The organism is Planctomicrobium aquicomposti (assembly GCF_051466325.1).
Classification (GTDB): Bacteria; Planctomycetota; Planctomycetia; order Planctomycetales; family Planctomycetaceae; genus Planctomicrobium.
The window spans coordinates 4,695,975-4,712,226 of the sequence record NZ_CP195792.1 but is presented as its reverse complement, the minus strand read 5'-3'; the positions used below and the strand labels follow the sequence as shown (position 1 = coordinate 4,712,226).

The 16,252-nt window shown below is 59.2% G+C and carries 12 protein-coding genes; 8 read left to right on the top strand and 4 right to left on the bottom strand.

The features are described 5' to 3' along the window. Positions 1-46 precede the first annotated feature (46 nt). From SH664x_RS18105 to SH664x_RS18095, 3 genes are all read right to left on the bottom strand, one after another. Entirely contained in the window at positions 47-1,579 is a 1,533-nt protein-coding gene (locus SH664x_RS18105) for a hypothetical protein (RefSeq protein WP_437203267.1), read from the bottom strand. Between the two features lie 173 nt (positions 1,580-1,752). Beyond that, positions 1,753-2,568, bottom strand: a complete 816-nt coding sequence (locus SH664x_RS18100) for an SGNH/GDSL hydrolase family protein (RefSeq protein ID WP_437203266.1) — start codon at positions 2,566-2,568, stop codon at positions 1,753-1,755. Between the two features lie 195 nt (positions 2,569-2,763). After that, positions 2,764-3,252: a hypothetical protein gene (locus tag SH664x_RS18095; RefSeq protein WP_437203265.1), complete on the bottom strand. Its 489-nt coding sequence runs from the start codon at positions 3,250-3,252 to the stop codon at positions 2,764-2,766. Here SH664x_RS18095 and SH664x_RS18090 point away from each other — a divergent pair. The 8 genes from SH664x_RS18090 to SH664x_RS18055 all read left to right on the top strand — a co-directional run bounded on the left by SH664x_RS18090 (position 3,251) and on the right by SH664x_RS18055 (position 14,032). Then, the gene (locus SH664x_RS18090; protein ID WP_437203263.1) at positions 3,251-3,496 is read left to right on the top strand and encodes a hypothetical protein; all 246 of its coding nucleotides are present in this window, start codon (positions 3,251-3,253) and stop codon (positions 3,494-3,496) included. The two genes, SH664x_RS18095 and SH664x_RS18090, sit on opposite strands and share 2 nt — an antisense overlap. A 291-nt stretch (positions 3,497-3,787) precedes the next feature. Further along, a complete protein-coding gene (locus SH664x_RS18085; protein ID WP_437203261.1) occupies positions 3,788-6,232 on the top strand; it encodes a PSD1 and planctomycete cytochrome C domain-containing protein in 2,445 nt (814 codons plus the stop codon). 5 nt (positions 6,233-6,237) lie between these two features. Beyond that, positions 6,238-7,731 (top strand): DUF1501 domain-containing protein, encoded by a 1,494-nt coding sequence (locus tag SH664x_RS18080; protein WP_437203260.1) that lies wholly within the window; start codon positions 6,238-6,240, stop codon positions 7,729-7,731. Positions 7,732-8,344: 613 nt separating this feature from the next. After that, complete coding sequence (locus SH664x_RS18075) at positions 8,345-9,358, top strand: DUF1559 family PulG-like putative transporter (RefSeq protein WP_437203258.1); 1,014 nt, start codon at positions 8,345-8,347, stop codon at positions 9,356-9,358. 61 nt (positions 9,359-9,419) lie between these two features. After that, positions 9,420-9,815 carry a carboxypeptidase-like regulatory domain-containing protein gene (locus SH664x_RS18070; protein ID WP_437203256.1) on the top strand — a complete coding sequence of 132 codons (396 nt, stop codon included), beginning with the start codon at positions 9,420-9,422 and terminating at the stop codon, positions 9,813-9,815. A gap of 114 nt (positions 9,816-9,929) precedes the next feature. Then, positions 9,930-11,519 (top strand): glycosyl hydrolase family 28-related protein, encoded by a 1,590-nt coding sequence (locus tag SH664x_RS18065; protein ID WP_437203254.1) that lies wholly within the window; start codon positions 9,930-9,932, stop codon positions 11,517-11,519. Positions 11,520-11,690: 171 nt separating this feature from the next. Beyond that, positions 11,691-12,263 (top strand): sigma-70 family RNA polymerase sigma factor, encoded by a 573-nt coding sequence (locus tag SH664x_RS18060; RefSeq protein ID WP_437203252.1) that lies wholly within the window; start codon positions 11,691-11,693, stop codon positions 12,261-12,263. Between the two features lie 122 nt (positions 12,264-12,385). Beyond that, positions 12,386-14,032 carry a hypothetical protein gene (locus tag SH664x_RS18055; protein ID WP_437203250.1) on the top strand — a complete coding sequence of 549 codons (1,647 nt, stop codon included), beginning with the start codon at positions 12,386-12,388 and terminating at the stop codon, positions 14,030-14,032. Between the two features lie 120 nt (positions 14,033-14,152). On the opposite strand, the gene asnB is transcribed toward SH664x_RS18055, so the two are convergent. Then, positions 14,153-16,126, bottom strand: coding sequence for an asparagine synthase (glutamine-hydrolyzing) (asnB, locus tag SH664x_RS18050; protein WP_437203248.1), 1,974 nt, complete (start codon positions 16,124-16,126; stop codon positions 14,153-14,155). Between the last annotated feature and the right edge of the window lie 126 nt (positions 16,127-16,252).

Genomic DNA, 16,252 nt, shown 5'->3' with positions numbered 1-16,252 from the left:
GCCCGCCGCAAGGATGAAGCGTCGACGTCAACCGCAGTCACTCACGTTAGGCGAAGGCTTCCCGGGTCCGGGCGAGCACATTGTTATCTCGGTCACCCGTCCCGCGCAGGTTGAACACCGACAACGCCAGGAACTGATCCCGCCAGACCGGGCTGACGTGCGCTGCATCCTCCAGCACGGCGGAGCTGAACTTGTAATCGTGCGCATCGCGTCCCTTCAGGAAGATGGCCCGTCGGGCGGCGGCGATGAAGTTTTCCGGGCTGCCCCCTGCTGCCAGATAGGCACGCACTTCAGCAGACGCCTGGGACTTGTCCGTCGAGATGGTGGCGAAGATGTCGTCGAGCGTCGGGGCTTCGCCCGACGAAGCTGCCTGCTGGGGGAGGGAATCGATGGTTTCCGGTTTCAGTGCCCCCCGTCTGCTGGCAGCATCGCGGAACATCGTATTGAACGCACAGGCCTGCAACAGCAACCGCTTTCTCAGCGTGTCGTCCGCACAATTGCGCCAGATGTAGTTCATGGCGTTGGCGGTGGTGAGTCCGTGCAGGCCCACAATGCCCGGTTGCCGCATCAACAGTTCACCCGAGCCGACGAACACCGCATCCCAGATCGATTGCGGCGAGACTCCCCGCTGCACCACATCCGTCACCGCCCGAGCGGCAGCTTCCGGATTGGCCGTTCGGAATTCGCCGATCAGACTGCGGGTGACCGTGGGATGCGCGGTGCCGTTCTCCCAGTTCTCCGGCCAGGCCTGCGTCACGAGTTCTTCATTCATTCGCCACGGTCTGTCGGCGGGGAGATCCTGTTGCGCGGGATTGCTGGCCCCCTCGGTATTCATCAGGGCGAACGCGAGCGATCGGAGCACCGGCTCGGCGTACTCCCAGCCGATCACTTCCAGTGTCCGCCAGCTGTTGGCGAGAAAAATGGCTTTGTGTCCGATCGAACGGAAGTCGCGGGCTGCAAACCGGGCGAACAGGTTGAAGATCTCGCTGGCCCCGGCGCTGCGTGTCAGTCCGGCGACAGCGGCGTCGGCCTGTTCCACATCCCAACGCTCCATCGCGTCGACAAACTGTTGTCGGGCCTGTGAGGCAGAGGCGACCCGGGCTTCGTTGACCGGTGACATCCGCCAGCCCGATTGCTTGACTTCTTCGGCCTGCGACCCCTTGAAATAATCAAGTGCCCAGAAAATCGGAAGCCAGCGATCTTCATCGGGACCGGACAGGCTCGCGAGATGACAGCTGTTGACGCAGAGAACCGCATGGAACTTATGACCGACGGAGGGCCGTGGCTGTACATTGCGAATGCCTGCCAGCAGCAGCGCTGCCAGAATCTGCTGGTAGGACGTTCCACTTCGAATCCGGGCGGCGACCTGTTCCAGCAGCTGGGGCCGGGGCGTCTCTTCGATGAGCTGAACGAGCGGCTCAATCCAGGGCTGAAAGCGGACGATTCCGGGAGGGAGGGTCACCTCGGCTGCCGTCAGGCGGGGCAACCGACTCAGAAAATCAAAGGCTCCACCCAGTGCGAGGATGCCGCTGGTGGTCGAAGCCGTCAGAAACGATCTGCGATCAGAAGGCATGGACATCGACTCATCTCCTCAACCGGAACAGCAGAGAACAGCATCAACGCACGCTGCATTCTATCAGAATGAGTCCCGGACCGGGCATGTTTTCCGCTGGAGAGTCCGGTTCACAAAAAAAGCCCGGCAGCATCGTCGCTCCGGGCCGGTGGACTCAGATTGTCTGTCGTCGTTGTCCGTTACTTCTTCGGCAATGCGGCAAGGATTGTGTTGGCCACATGTTCTGCCAGCACCTGGCTCCCTGCATCCGTGTAGTGCACGTTCTTGGGGATGCCGACTTCCTGGATGCGCGGCACGATGAAGGCGTGCAGATCTTCAATCTCGATGCCATTGGCCTTCATGATCTTTTCGGCCACTTCATTGTAAGCCAGTTCCGATCCGGGGACCCGGTTCGTTGATCCGGGGGGAACGGGAGTGGTGTTCCGCCAGATCAGCTTGGCATTGGTTTTTTTCAGGCTTTCGACGATTTTTGTGAGGTTCCTCTCATATTCGTCCAGAGGGACCTGAGTCTGACGGGGAGCCGGAGGAGCTGTGTCGAGCGGAGCATTCGGCTGATCCATGTACCGCAGATCGTGCAGTCCGAAGTTGAAATGAATGACATCCCACTTTCCGTCGCCGATCCACTCGTCGATGCTGGCGACACCGCGGGTGGTGGGGCCGCAATTGATGGCGGGCCGGTGGACATTGGCCTTCCCCTTCAACAGTTCGCGGACAGGCAGGGTATAGCCGATCGAGATGGAGTCGCCGATCAGCAGGACGCGCGGCAGGTTTGGATCATCTTCCACCTTCTCAAAGGCCTTGTTGACTTTCGCGGGCTCAGCCTCTTTGGAAGGCTGAGCCTTGTCGGCTTTCGCCTTCTTGGCCTTGCCTGCCTTTTGTTCTTTGTTGGATTTCTTCTCTTTCACCGCAGGGGTGCCGGTTTCCGCGAAGGCGAAGCTGTGCGCCCCGAGGGCGAGGATGATCAGAGAACACCAGAGTGACGCGCGTGGTCGCATGGGGGGTGCCTTTCAGGAGGGGACTCGACTTGAGAAGCGGATGACAATCGCCAAGTATGCATCTGCGTTGATGAACTTGCAACGATCCTGCAGCGGTCGATTGAGGAGGCAGCAGCTGCCACAATTTCGGGGGGACTGATGATGAATTGGATCCGGGAGGGAGAACGGCGGTGCAAAATCTCAATCGACGTGTCGCTATTGAAATTTGATGTTGTCGATTTTCAAATCCATGAGCCAGATTCCGTAGCCCTGAAATGTCGCGAGAATCGATTGAACCGTATCCCAGTGATTGCCGAAGCGTTCCATTGCTTCGCGTTCAAAGTCTTCCAGATCCTCTTGAGAATAGAAATCCGGTGGCCGATCGAGATAGGCCCCTGCGAAATCGACGACAAATGGAGGTTGAACAACCTCCATCTCAATCACGTGGAGTTCTGCATTTGATCCAAGGAGACGAGGGACCGCAAAACCTTCTACCTGGAAGACCTGCCTTTCAGTGAGACGCTGGTAAACTTGCAATTCTCTGCGGAATAATTCGTCGTATTTGAAGACCTTGACTGCTGTACGGCGATTCGTCGAATATACGTTCCCATCCTGTCCGTGGCCGAGCTTGTCTCCCGGTTGCATATCGCGCCGCTTGCAGTAAGACTGCATGCGAGCTTTCATGTTCTCCGGTGTTGATTCCATGCCTGTTCAGTCATTGCCAGAACGATACTCCTCCACAGTTCAGCTGAATCTGATCGTCGGCTCTCAAACAATTGAGTTGTCGAGAATTGGGCCCCGGTCTGTCGTGCTGAAGAAAGGGATGGAACTTCCCCGTTGTCGAGCCGAGATCATCATGCGGGTCGATGGCCGGATTCGCAAGTGGGCTGTCAAACTGGTCCATGGTGCGGTTCCCTACGAGCGGGAAGTGGAGATTACTGATGTGTGAGAGGCGCCACTTCACATCCCCGCACCGCTTGCGAGCTCGCTGGCAAACCGGTGGAAACGATGGATTTGACAGAAAAGATTTCCAGCATTGACGTTGCTGGAACCGGCGGGCCCCTTCCCGACGTGTTTCGACCCGTTGCCGCTCGCTGTCAGTCGCAGCATCTTGCCCGAATTTTCTGGAAAGGTGCATGAACATCCGCCACCTGAGAACGAGTCCAGTACGGGGATCGGATCGCCATTGTCAGCGGCCGGCCCCGAATTTGTCTGGATCGATCAAAACGGCGGTCACCCCTTGGCTGGTCAATTCACCTATCTCTCGCTGGTTGTGTGGTTTGCTCTCCTGACGCCCGTGTACGCCAGCGAGCAGCAGCTTGAGTATTCTCGCGATATCCGACCGCTGCTTTCGCGGTACTGTTTCTCCTGCCACGGCCCCGACGAGAGCTCCCGCGAAGCCGGTTTGCGGCTGGATCACCGGGAAGGGGCCTTGTTGCAACTGGAGAGTGGAGAGCGGGCAATTGTTCCCGGCGAGCCGGATCAGAGTGAGCTGCTCCACCGGATTACCACCACGGATACGTCCGTCAGGATGCCTCCCGTAGAAACCGGAAAGTCGCTGCAGCCGGAAGAGGTGGACCTGCTTCGCCGCTGGATCGAGCAGGGTGCGGGGTACGAGGATCACTGGGCGTTTCGTCCGGTGCAGGACCCTGTTCCGCCGGAGGTGAGTGATCCCAGTTGGCCCCGCAACGGCATCGACCACTTTGTTCTGAATCGATTGCAGCAACAGCAGCTGTCTCCCTCTCCGGAGGCCGATCGTGCCACATTGCTGCGGCGGCTGTCGTTCGATCTGGTCGGACTGCCGCCGTCCGTGCAGGAAGTGCGAGCCTTTCTCGCGGATGACCGACCTGATGCTTATGAACGGCAGGTGGACCGGCTCCTCTCGTCGCCGCATTTTGGCGAGCGTTGGGGGCGGCACTGGCTCGATCTGGCTCGCTACGCCGATAGCAATGGTTATCTGGGGGACGAGCTTCGTCCGGCAGCTTACCGCTATCGGGACTGGGTGATCGAAGCGGTCAACAACGACCTTCCCTATGATCAGTTCACTATTCTGCAGCTGGCGGGAGACCAACTCCCCAACGCCACTCCGGCTCAGAAGATCGCGACCGGCTTCTATCGGAATTCGATGAAGAACACCGAGGCGGGAGCTGACCGGGAAGCGGATCGGGTGGTGCAGACGGTCGATCGACTCAGTTCCATCGGAACCGCCTGGCTCGGGTTAACGATCGGTTGTGCGGAATGTCATTCGCATAAATTCGATCCGATTTCGCACCGTGAGTTCTACGAGATGTACGCCTTCTTCAACAATCTTGAAGAAGACGAGATCGTGCTGAGTGTCTCCCCCCCACGCGAGGAACCAAAAGCCGACCGCGATGCTCGCGAACGGAAACTGGCCGACATTCTGCGGCAGCTGGAAAACAATAAAACCGCCGTCGGGTCCGGCAGTGATCTCGCCTTCCGGAAAGCGCTAGAGACTTTGGCGGAACCCAAAGAGAGTCGCAGTGAATCGGACATCGAAGCACTCGACAACTGGCGTGCGGATCTCGACGCCGAAGGGCGTCAGCTGGCGAAGCGGTATGAACAGCTGGTGCAGCAGCGTCCCCAGCCGAAGAAGACGGTCGCCTCTGCGATCCACGAACGGGAACAGCTCCGCCCGACGGCGATTCACCACCGTGGCGACTTTCGACAGCCGGGGGAAGTGGTCGAGCCGGGAACCCCCGAGATCCTGCCTCCTCTTCAACCACGCGGTGAGCGGGCTGATCGTCTCGATTTTGCCCGCTGGCTGGTTCGCGAAGATCATCCGCTGACCCCACGGGTGGCGGTGAACCACATCTGGAAGCACCTGTTCGGAAAGGGACTGGTCGATACGGAGGAGAATTTCGGCACGGCCGGGGCCGAGCCATCGCATCCGGAGCTGCTGGACTGGCTGGCCTCGCGCTTTGTGGAGTCGGGAGGAAGTCGCAAGGAGATGATCCGCCTGGTGGTGAATTCCGCCACCTACAGGCAACGTTCCCAGCTGACAGACGAACTGCGTGAAGTCGACGTCCACAATCGCTGGCTCGCACGGCAGTCACGTTATCGGCTCGACGCCGAGATTATCCGCGACAACGCACTGGCGGTGAGCGGACTGCTGAATCCGAAGATCGGCGGACCCTCCATTCGCCCGCCATTGAATTCCCGGGTGACGACCATCAGCCGAAACCCTGATTGGAATGTCAGCCCGGGTGCCGAGAAGTACCGTCGGGGTGTGTACATTCTGTTCCGGCGGGCGACCCCGTATCCGATGCTGTTGACGTTTGACTCGCCCGATTCTTCGACATCGTGTGCCGATCGCAGCCGGTCCAATTCGCCACTGCAGGCGCTGACGTTGCTCAATGATCCCGTGTTCTTCGAGTGTGCCCAATATTGGGGACGCCATCTGGCGGACAAAGAGAACGGAGCAGCGGAGCAATGGATTCCCGAAGCTGTCGAACGCGCCTTAGGGCGGCCTGCCGACAGCGATGAGACAGCGAGGTTGCTGCAACTGTACCGCGATTTGCAGGTCGAACTGGAGCAGTTGCCGCGCGAGGATCTGCTGCTGATTGTCGGTGAAGAATCGGAGTCGACCGGCCTGCGCGAACAGGCGGCCCGGGTCCTGCTGGCACGGAGCCTGATGAATCTCGACGAGTTTATTACGAGGGAGTAACGATCGTGCTCTTCAACTCTTCCAGTTCACTCCTGAATGCCCGCCGGCGTTTCCTGACCGACTCCCTGTGGGGCGCTGGCACGTTCACGCTCGCTCATCTGTTGCAGTCCGAGGGACATGCTGCCTCGCAAGTTGGGGGGGCGCGGGCTGGGGAGGATCCGCTCCAGGCCAAGCCCGGGCACTTTGCTCCCCGTGCCAAGAACTGTATCTACATCTATCTGGAGGGTGGGCCCAGCCAGATGGATCTGTACGATCCGAAGCCCAAGCTCAACGAGCTCGATGGGCAGCTGTTGCCGGAATCCTTCCTGAAAAACGTGCAGTTCGCGTTCCTTCAGAAAGAGACGGCACGGATCATGGGGACCCCCCGTACGTTCCGGAAGTACGGCGAATGCGGAATGGATTTCTCCGACCTGCTGCCGCATCTTGCGGGCTGCGCCGATGATCTGTGCATGATTCGTTCTGTCCATTGTGATCAGTTCAACCATGTCCCCGCGCAGCTGTTGATGAACTGTGGATCGCCCATTGCCGGACGTCCCAGTATTGGCTCGTGGCTTTGCTATGGACTGGGGAGCGAGTCCCGGAATCTGCCCGCTTATGTTTCGCTCGTCTCCACGGGTCGGGGTGTTCCGGGCGGATCGGCCAGCTGGTCGAGTGGGTTCCTTCCCTCAACGTATTCGGGAGTGCTGTTCGGGAAGCCGGGGGCGACCGTCAGCAACGTCGACAATCCGGCAGGAGTGAATCCCCGGCTGCAGCGGATGTCGGTCAGTGCCATCAATGACCTGAACGATCATCATCTCGGAGCGACAGGCGATTCGGAGCTGGCGAGCCGGATTCAGGCTTATGAACTCGCATTCCGGCTGCAGTCGTCCGCTCCGGAACTTGTGGATCTCTCCAGTGAGACCCAGGGCATGCGCGAGATGTACGGTCTCGATCGACAGGAGCCGGAGATTTCCAGCAATCGGGGGGGCAAAGGTCTGTTCGGCGAGTTCGCCTACAACTGTCTGCTGGCCCGGCGACTGGTTCAGCGCGGGGTCCGGGTGGTGAACATCATTCACTCTTCCTGGGACCATCATTCCCGGCTCGATCCGGAGCTGAAGCACAATTCTTTAATGGTTGATCAGCCGATTGCGGCCCTCATTCGGGATCTCAAGCAGCAGGGGATGCTGGAGGACACATTGGTGGTCATTGGATCCGAGTTCGGTCGCACGCCGCTGGGTGAGAACCGGCCCGGGAAATCGGCCGTCACCGGTCGGGACCATCACCCGTTTGCTTTCACGATTCTGATGGCCGGGGGCGGGGTCGGCGGAGGAAAGATCGTGGGCTCCAGCGACGACATTGGCTGGTCCCCGGTCGACGATCCCATTCATGTCCATGACCTGCATGCCACGATTCTGCATCTCTTTGGACTGGACCATACCCGATTGACGTACCGGGTGCAGGGACGTGATTTCCGGTTGACCGATGTCCACGGAAACGTTGTCGAGAAGATCCTGGCGTAGAGCATTCTGACCTTCGATCGCCCCGTTCTTTTGCACCCGTGAGTGAGCAGTTCTGAGTGCGGAATGGTTGCCGCGCGGACGGCGGAGAGGGGAGTCTGCGCGACGTGCGATTTGCATTCAGCGAGCATCGTCTGCAGGGAGGGTTGACCCGTTGCGGGCACAGGCAATTGCCCGTTCGGTTCGAGAAGAAAAGGACCTGCAGGCCGCCAGGCATCAGCCACCTCCTCTCCCGCTCGTCGAAGAGGCAGTATCGGATTGAAAAGTCGCTTGCAGGCCGACGCTGTCGTTTGCGGTTCATCCCATTTCCGCAGAAGATGTTATGTGAAATTGCGCAGAGATCCGCCTGAAATTTCAGTGATCGGTTTTAAAAATTTCGCGATATTTCTCCGTGAATTTCATTGAACCGCCCACGATCCCTGCAGGGAGCCTTGTGCGTCCACCATCGGGGTGACTTCCATTGCCCCGGCGAGTGGAGGATCCTTGCTCGGTTTCGAGCAAGGATCTGGAAGCCCGGCCCGCATTAATTTTTTAAGTTGTTGGCGACGTCAAATTTTCTGTCTCGCACTGCTTCACGGTGTGTGACTTCTTTCTTTTCGCTCTGGGAGTGTTTCCGGTGAGTCGACGAAAAACAATGATGCGAAGTGGGTTTACCCTGATCGAACTTCTGGTGGTGATCGCCATTATCGCGGTGCTCATCTCCCTGTTGCTCCCTGCGGTCCAGCAGGCCCGGGAAGCAGCACGTCGATCTCAGTGCAAGAACAATCTGAAGCAGATCGGGCTGGCGATCCACAATTACAACGACGTGCATGGCATGTTTCCGCCCGGGTGGATCCAGAACAAGGGAGATGCCAGTTACAAGACCACGTCACTGACTCCGAAGGGGCATATGCTGGCTCATACCGCCTCGGGCTTTGAGTGCTGGGGCTGGTCCGCGTTTCTGCTGCCTTATATTGATCAGGCAGGTCTTTATCAGGCCTCGATCGGAGCCGGTCGCCGCCTGGAGCAGGAAAAAGGAGCGGGACAGGCGGCGATGACCCCGATTCCGGCCTACCGCTGCCCGTCCGATCTGGGACCGACGATCCGTGGTGAAGAAGCCGGCTTTCTGTTTACGGCGACCAGCAACTACGCCGGGAACTTTTCTCATCGTCAGCTGCCGAACGCCACAACCAATGCCGTCGATGCTCTGGATGGAAATGAACAGCTGGTGACCGGGCTGTTCTGGTGCTCCAGCGACGTCCGCACCCGTGATATCACGGACGGGTTGAGCAACACCATTGCTGTAGGTGAAGCCGCCTATGACCACGATGGTGATCCCGAAGGCAATCGCTGGGCTGCCAAAGCCTGGGCAGGTTGTGCCCGAGGGGGCGGGAGTCAGTGCCTCGACGACATTCTGGCTGACGGACGCCACGCCATTAACACCGCTTCCACCAACATCGACGACCGTCGTGAGTCGTTCAACAGCCGCCACACGGGGGGATCGCAGTTCCTGTTTGCCGATGGGTCCGTGCACTTCCTCAGTGAAAACATTGACTTCAAGTTCACCGGGGCCAGAAACGACAGCGATGCAGACAGTGTTTATGAAAACCTTCTGAGCCGCTTTGACGGGAACCCCGTCGGACAGTGGTAGTCGGTGATCTCAGACCAGACTGCATTCCGTTCTTTCTAACTCCTGATCTGTGAAACGTGCTATGAAATTCAGGTTGCTCGTGCTGGCAATGACCACCGCCACACTGCTGGGATGCGGCGGCAGCGCAGATGATCGAGGCGTGGTGGTGGGGACTATTCTGATGAATGGTCAGCCGCTCCCGAATGCTGTTGTCCTGTTCAACAGCGGACAGGGACGCCCCTCGCAGGGGATCACCGATGCGCAGGGGAAGTATGAGTTGAAATACTCTTCGCAGCAGAAGGGGGCTGTCCCCGGACATTATTCGGTCATGATTTCGCCACTCGAACTCAGTGACGATGCAGCGAAAACTGCCAAGAATACGGTCCGGATCCCCGCGAAGTACAACTCCAAGACCGAACTGACCGCAGACGTCAAACCTGGAAAGAATGCGATTGACTTCGCGTTGACCAGTGAGTGATGCACCTTCAGCCTGTCCTTGTCGGACCGGTCTCGTGAACGCGCAGGAAGCCTGGGATCAGTTTTGTTCTCCGGGCTTCCTGCGCGTGACGGTCTCGCCCGCATGCAGTCTATCATGCAGCCTGACCGCCTCTTCCCTTATCTTGCAGGCAGTTCTCCCACGATGAACGACCACTCGACAACACCCGCCCACACCCGCCGCAACTTCATCGGAAAAAGTTCTCTCATCGCGCTGGGCTCCGCACTGGGAGCCGGGATCTCGCAGGCCAGAGAGTCTGCGGGGAGTGAGGCCGCTGCTGCGCCGTCCCCATACCTGAATGCCCGAGATTTTGGAGCGGCGGGTGACGGACGGACCGATGATTCCCGCGCCTTGCAGCAGGCGATTCGCCAGGCGGAACAGGACCGCGTCGGCATCGTCTATCTTCCGGCCGGGACCTACGCTTTGTCGGACACGCTCCGCTTGCCGTCAAATCTGACGCTTGTGGGCGCCGGACCGGGGCTGACCATTCTGCAGGCGGTGGCGGGAACTCTGTTTCCCCTGTTCAAGCCGGATCCCAGAACTTCGGAGATTCGACAGCGGAGATCCATGGTCACGACCACCAGCGTCGGGACCGTGCGTGAGCAAATCGTTTCCCACTCAGGTCTGTCGGGACTCACCATCGACTGGAATCGCTGTCCGACCGAAGGCTATGGAAGTGCCTGCGTGCTGTTCGACAGCACGGACGACTGCCTGCTGGAGAATGTCCATTTTGTGAATTGCATGCCCTCAGATCATCCGCAAACCATCGCCGAGATGAAGGGCTCCCGCTTTCGCGGTGAGTGCATGATGTTCTCGAACTCCCTGCACGGCACTCTGGATCGCTGCACCCTCACCGATTCGGGTTACCGTCCGCTGTCTGTGGCCTACGGGTCGCTGGACATCACCTTTCAGAATGGAACCATTGTTGCCGAAAACCCTGTCTGGCGGCATGCCTTCGCGGAAGTGCATGGAGACCAGATGCCCCGCGATGAGCACTATGTGCAGTCTCAGTTGAGGTTTGTGAACTCGAGCTTTTATCTCAAAGGGGGAACCGCCCAGGACGGGATTTCAGGGCACACGGGGACGCTGATCATCGAAGACTGCGACTTCTACGTGACCGGCGGGACGACTCATGCGAATTATCTCGTGAAGCCTTTCTCCGCTTCGAAGCGCTGTCAGTGCACCAACAACCGTTTTTATTTTCGTGCCCGAGGGCCCGAGGCGAAGACCGTCAGCATCATCGGGACCATTGGCAAAGTCGACCCGGCCACAACGTCTGCATCCTTCACTCGGGATGTGGTCTTCACGGGCAATGTGATCGACATCGAAATCCCGAAAGAGACAACGGAAGAAGTCGCCACCAACCCTCTGATCAACTTTTCGGTCTGGGAGTCGCGTGTTCAGGTGCAAGGGAACGTGCTGCAGGTGCGGATGGAAAAGCCCCACACGGTCACCGGGATTCAGTTCCAGAATGCTCGCAACTTTGTGGTTTCGGGGAACATCATTGAATTCCATGACCACGCTGCCGCCCCCGGAGCGACCGGCATCCGGCTGTTGGACGTCGCGGCGGGTGTCGTTAGCAGCAATGTTGTCGCGGGGAAGTTTGCGGCCGGGATCGAACGATCCGGCCACCAGAGAGGCGTGATTGTCGCGAACAACAGTGCCGACGCCGATTTCGATTCCTGAACCTGCGGAAGCGAAAGTGCAGCGGCAGCGACGACGCGCCGAGGGAAAAAAAGGGATGAGTGCGGTTCCGGTTTGGTCGACTCGTTACGATCTCGTGGTGCAGTCTGTTTCAGCGGTCGGGGCTGCGGCAGTTCCCGCATCGTCATGAGTCCGTCGCTCCAGGTTTCGCCTATGAATCGAGCATTCCCCCCAGCGAGCAGCACATCCAGTATGCCGGATGCGGATGCGGACTTTCAGGAATTCACGGCGCTGCTTGTGGAGCATCGTCCCCGGATCATGTTGTATCTGCTGTCGATCGTTCACCATCTCGCGGATGCGGAAGATCTCTGCCAGCGCTGCAGCGTGATCATGTGGCAGAAATTTTCACAGTTCCAGAAAGAGCGCAGCTTCCTCTCCTGGGCCTGTGGCATTGCCAAGCTGGAGGCCATGAACTTTACCCGGTCACGCGTTGCGGACCGCCATCTTTTCAAAACCGATGTGCTGGATCTGCTGGCGATTTCCGCAGCGGAACTGGACCAGTCGATGGAAGAGTCGCGGCTGAACGCACTTCATCATTGCATTCAGTCGCTCCCTCGTGCCGAACAGAGCTTTCTTCGCCGGATTTACTGGGAGGGGAGCTCTTTTGAAGCCATTGCCAACGAGTTGGGATGCTCCCCGAAGACGTTTTACAACCGAATGTATCTGTTGCGACGACGGCTGATGGCGTGTGTCGCGCGGCGGCTTCGTGTGGATGTTCAGGGATAGAGCAAATTGAGATTTGATTGACCCGTTCTCAGCCCGCGAAGTTCTGTTTTAATCAAACCGACATCGCACAGTACGGGTCCCGGAATGAGCAACCCGCTCCAGAATATCAGCGGAAATTCAGCATGGACACTTCCTTGAAACGCTTTCACTTGCTGGTTGAAGCGGCCCTGTCAGGGCAGTTGACTCAGCTGGAACATGAAGAGCTCGAACAGCTGCTGCGGGAATCGCAGGAACTCCGTTCGCGCTATCTGCAAATCATGCATACCCAGATCGATCTCGATACGGTCAGTCAGCGCTTTCCTCCCCCGGATGACCAGGTCACTCCGGTCCGGCAGCCGGTGCGGACAAAGCCGAAAGCAGTCCGCTGGTTCACTGCGGGGGTGGTCGCCGTCGTGGGAATGCTGACGCTGTGGATGAGCTGGGCCCGATTTGCTTCGCAACCTGAGCAGATCGCAGTCAGTCCGTCCGACAACACGCTCTCCCCGCCAGGCCCGACCGCAATCGACCTGTCCCCCGTCATCGCCGAGACAGCTGGGGCCAAGCTCTTTGGAGAAGGATTTGATCCGGTGCCGGGCGAACGGCTGGTGTTTGAGAAAAAGTACGTGCTGACACAGGGCTACCTTGCGTTGAAGTTTGCCTCCGGGGCCCGCGCGGTGCTCAAGGCGCCGGCGGTGTTCACTCCACTCGAGCCAGAGAAATTGCAGGTTCGCTCCGGTCAGTGCTCCGTCCATGCCCCGCCGGGAGCGGAGGGCTTTCAGGTGATCAGCCCGACAGCGGAAGTTGTCGATCTGGGAACGCGATTCGTGGTCGATGTGGCCGAAACCGGCGAAACCGAACTGCTGGTGATCGATGGGGCAGCGACAATGGCGGCCACCTCGGCCGATTCGTCGCCTCCCCGACTTTTCCAGCAGGGCGAATCTGGACGGGTTGAACCGGGACTCGCGCTTCAACCGTCGGCCCAGCAACTCGAACCCCGTTCGTTTCTCGACCTCCTTCCGGACCGGGTCGTCCGCTATACAGCGACGCGGAATCCGGAAGGCTACGCAGACGAACTTCTTTCGGTCACGGTCCAGCGCGGCGGGAAGATTGTCGAGTATCCACGCGATCAGCTGCAGCGGGCCCGATTGGTCCACTTCACGAATCGGGCGAACACGGTGACGTTCTGCACCCGGAAGGGGGAATCTCTTCCCGACGGGAAAGATCGACTCGGCCTGCTCGACAACGACTGGAGTCTGGTGACCGGTATTATTAATCCGCAGGTGAGCAGCAAGAATCGGGATCAGTCAACTCTGGTCACGATGGCAGTGGAGTTCGAACATCCCGTGATCAATCTGCCCGGTCCGGACATCGTTCTGTTCGATCTCCACCTGCTCGTGGGATTGCCGGGGGGAGACCGGGTGACCCTGCGCTCCGGTGATCCGGGAGGACCGCGAACGCTGCTGCGAGTGTCCCAGTACGACCTCGATCTCATGTCTCCGTACGCCCTGAATCTGTTGCCGCACATGACGTATCGTGCCGTCGCGCCCACCGAATCTGTGGAAGGACTGGTGAATGGGGACTTTCTGCATGGGCGACAGGTGAACATCGACGCCAAAGCGATCGCTCTGGGAATCGATCTGACCGATCTGGGATACCCGGAAGGAGCCTCACTCCAGCGACTGGAGTTTCTGGACACCTCCCCCTCGCAGAAAGTTGACCCGGTGTTGATTGTCGGCCTCCCTCCATCCGCGAAAAAGTCGCCCGAGCCAGGAAAGGCTTTGGATCATTAACCAATCGTCCGGGACACTACGCTGGCAGAGTGCAGGGGATGCTTCCACTCCCGGACGGAACCTGGGAGATCAGCCGGTCGGCGACAGGAGGATCGTCTGCAGAGACGCTCGTACCCGGACTCAGTCGTGCCCGAGAGTCGCGGGAGGGACGAGTGGCGGGGGCTGATCGACAAAGATCCGATGCCAGCTCTCCAGGCAGAGGAGCGCCCAGAGCCGATAGGCGTGGTCCCATTTTTTGCTGACGTGTTCCTGAATGAGCTGTTCGACGCGCTCACGTTGAAAGATGCCCCGATCCAGGGCCCGGTCCGATAACAGCGTTCCGCGCAGCAGTCCGGTCAGCTCATTGCGGAACCAGTGGTCGATAGGGACACCAAAGCCCATCTTCGAACGGTGCTGAATTTCCTGCGGGAGCAGATCGGAGAATGTCTCCATCAGAACCTGTTTTCCTCGACCGCCCCGGCACTTCAGTTCGATCGGCATGCGGGCGGCGAGTTCAGCGACTGGGTGATCGAGAAAGGGGCTGCGGGATTCGACCGCATAGGTCATGGTGGCGATATCCACCTTGGTCATGATGTCGCAGGGGAGGTAGGTCAACATGTCGACGCAGGTCGTGCGGGTGACGATGTCCCGGTCCGGGCACTCCTGATAGGCATCGAGGATGAAGCGGGCGCTGTCGAATCCCCGGACCGCTTCGCGGAACGACGGAGAATAGAGTCGCTGCCGGCTCTCTTCATCGAAGATGCCAATCCACCGCAGATAGCGACGCTCGGGAGATTGCCCCAGCTGGGCGATGAATCGCTTGGCCCTGCGGCCGAATGAACGTTGTTTTGTCGATGTCGGAATCTGCTGCCAGCCCGACCAGCCGAGCAGGGACTTCAGCGGTGCGGGAAGGCGGTCGGTCCGCGAGGCGAGATCGACTGCCTGATAACGTGTGTAGCCCGCGAACAGTTCATCTCCCCCGTCTCCCGAGAGAGCGACAGTGACCAGTGGCTTGGTCACCTTCGCGAGATACATCATCGGTATCGCCGAGCTGTCACTGAACGGCTCATCGTAGTGCCAGATCAGCTGCGGCAACGTCTCCAGCGCGGAGGGCTCAACCACAAATTCATGATGATCGGTGCGCAGATGCTGCGCTGCCAGCCGGGCATAACGTCGTTCGTCGAACTCCGGGACAGGAAAGCCGATCGAAAAGGTATGGATCGGTCGGGGAGAGAGGCTTTGCATCAGTCCCGCGATGATCGTGGAGTCGACCCCGCCGGATAGAAACGCCCCGACCGGAACATCGGAACGCATGCGGATTCGCACCGATTCGGTCAGGGTCTCCCGCAGCTGTCGACGCCACTGATCGGGAGAGAGTGACTCGTCGTGCGGGGTCTGCTCGTCGGGCTGAAACGGAGGTTTCCAGTAGCGCTCGACCGTCAGCCGGTCGTTCTCATAAACCGCGACGTGGGCTGGTGGAAGTTTGTGGAAACCCTTGAAGATCGATCGCGGGTGCGGCACGTATTGATAAGTCAAAAACAGATCGATCGCTTCCGGGTCCACCTGCCGTGGGACGCCCGGCACCTGCAGCAGCGATTTCAGCTCGCTGCCGAAAATCAGTCGACGCGAGTCGTGACGATAATAAAGGGGCTTTTCGCCCAGTCGGTCCCGGGCGAGGAGCAGCCGTTCGCGCCGGGCATCCCAGAGGGCGAAGGTAAACATCCCCCGCATCTTCTGGACACAATGGGGCCCTTCCTCTTCATACAGGTGGACGATCACTTCGGTGTCGGTCGACGTGGCAAAATGATGACCGCGTCGCCGCAGTTCTTCCCGGAGTTCCACATAATTGTAGATCTCACCGTTGAAGATCACCGAGATGGTGCCATCTTCGTTTGAAATCGGTTGACGACCACTGTCCAGATCGATGATCGACAGTCGCCGGTGTCCGAGGGCGACCTGCGTGGCACGTTCATGGCGGGCGGGTTCCTCGGGAGAATACAAGAACCCATCATCGTCGGGGCCCCGATGGCGGATCGCCTCGACCATCTGTCCCAGTGTCCCCCGTGAAATCGCTGTTGCCGGAGAGGACCAGACTGCGCCTGTGATTCCACACATGAAAGACTGAACCGGCAAGGGAGCGGAGAGGGTAGCTGGGCCGAACGGTGGAGAACTCCACGACCCCCCCCCAGTTTATCAGGGGAACGGAGGAGGGGGCAGCTTGCAGCCCGGAAATGGCAATGA

Coding starts and splice junctions, on each gene's coding strand:
- SH664x_RS18105 (WP_437203267.1), bottom strand. CDS start 1,579: ATGTCCATGCCTTCTGATCGCAGATCGTTTCTGACGGCTTCGACCACC.
- SH664x_RS18100 (WP_437203266.1), bottom strand. CDS start 2,568: ATGCGACCACGCGCGTCACTCTGGTGTTCTCTGATCATCCTCGCCCTC.
- SH664x_RS18090 (WP_437203263.1), top strand. CDS start 3,251: ATGCCTGTTCAGTCATTGCCAGAACGATACTCCTCCACAGTTCAGCTG.
- SH664x_RS18095 (WP_437203265.1), bottom strand. CDS start 3,252: ATGGAATCAACACCGGAGAACATGAAAGCTCGCATGCAGTCTTACTGC.
- SH664x_RS18070 (WP_437203256.1), top strand. CDS start 9,420: ATGAAATTCAGGTTGCTCGTGCTGGCAATGACCACCGCCACACTGCTG.
- SH664x_RS18065 (WP_437203254.1), top strand. CDS start 9,930: ATGCAGCCTGACCGCCTCTTCCCTTATCTTGCAGGCAGTTCTCCCACG.
- SH664x_RS18060 (WP_437203252.1), top strand. CDS start 11,691: ATGAATCGAGCATTCCCCCCAGCGAGCAGCACATCCAGTATGCCGGAT.
- SH664x_RS18055 (WP_437203250.1), top strand. CDS start 12,386: ATGGACACTTCCTTGAAACGCTTTCACTTGCTGGTTGAAGCGGCCCTG.
- asnB (WP_437203248.1), bottom strand. CDS start 16,126: ATGTGTGGAATCACAGGCGCAGTCTGGTCCTCTCCGGCAACAGCGATT.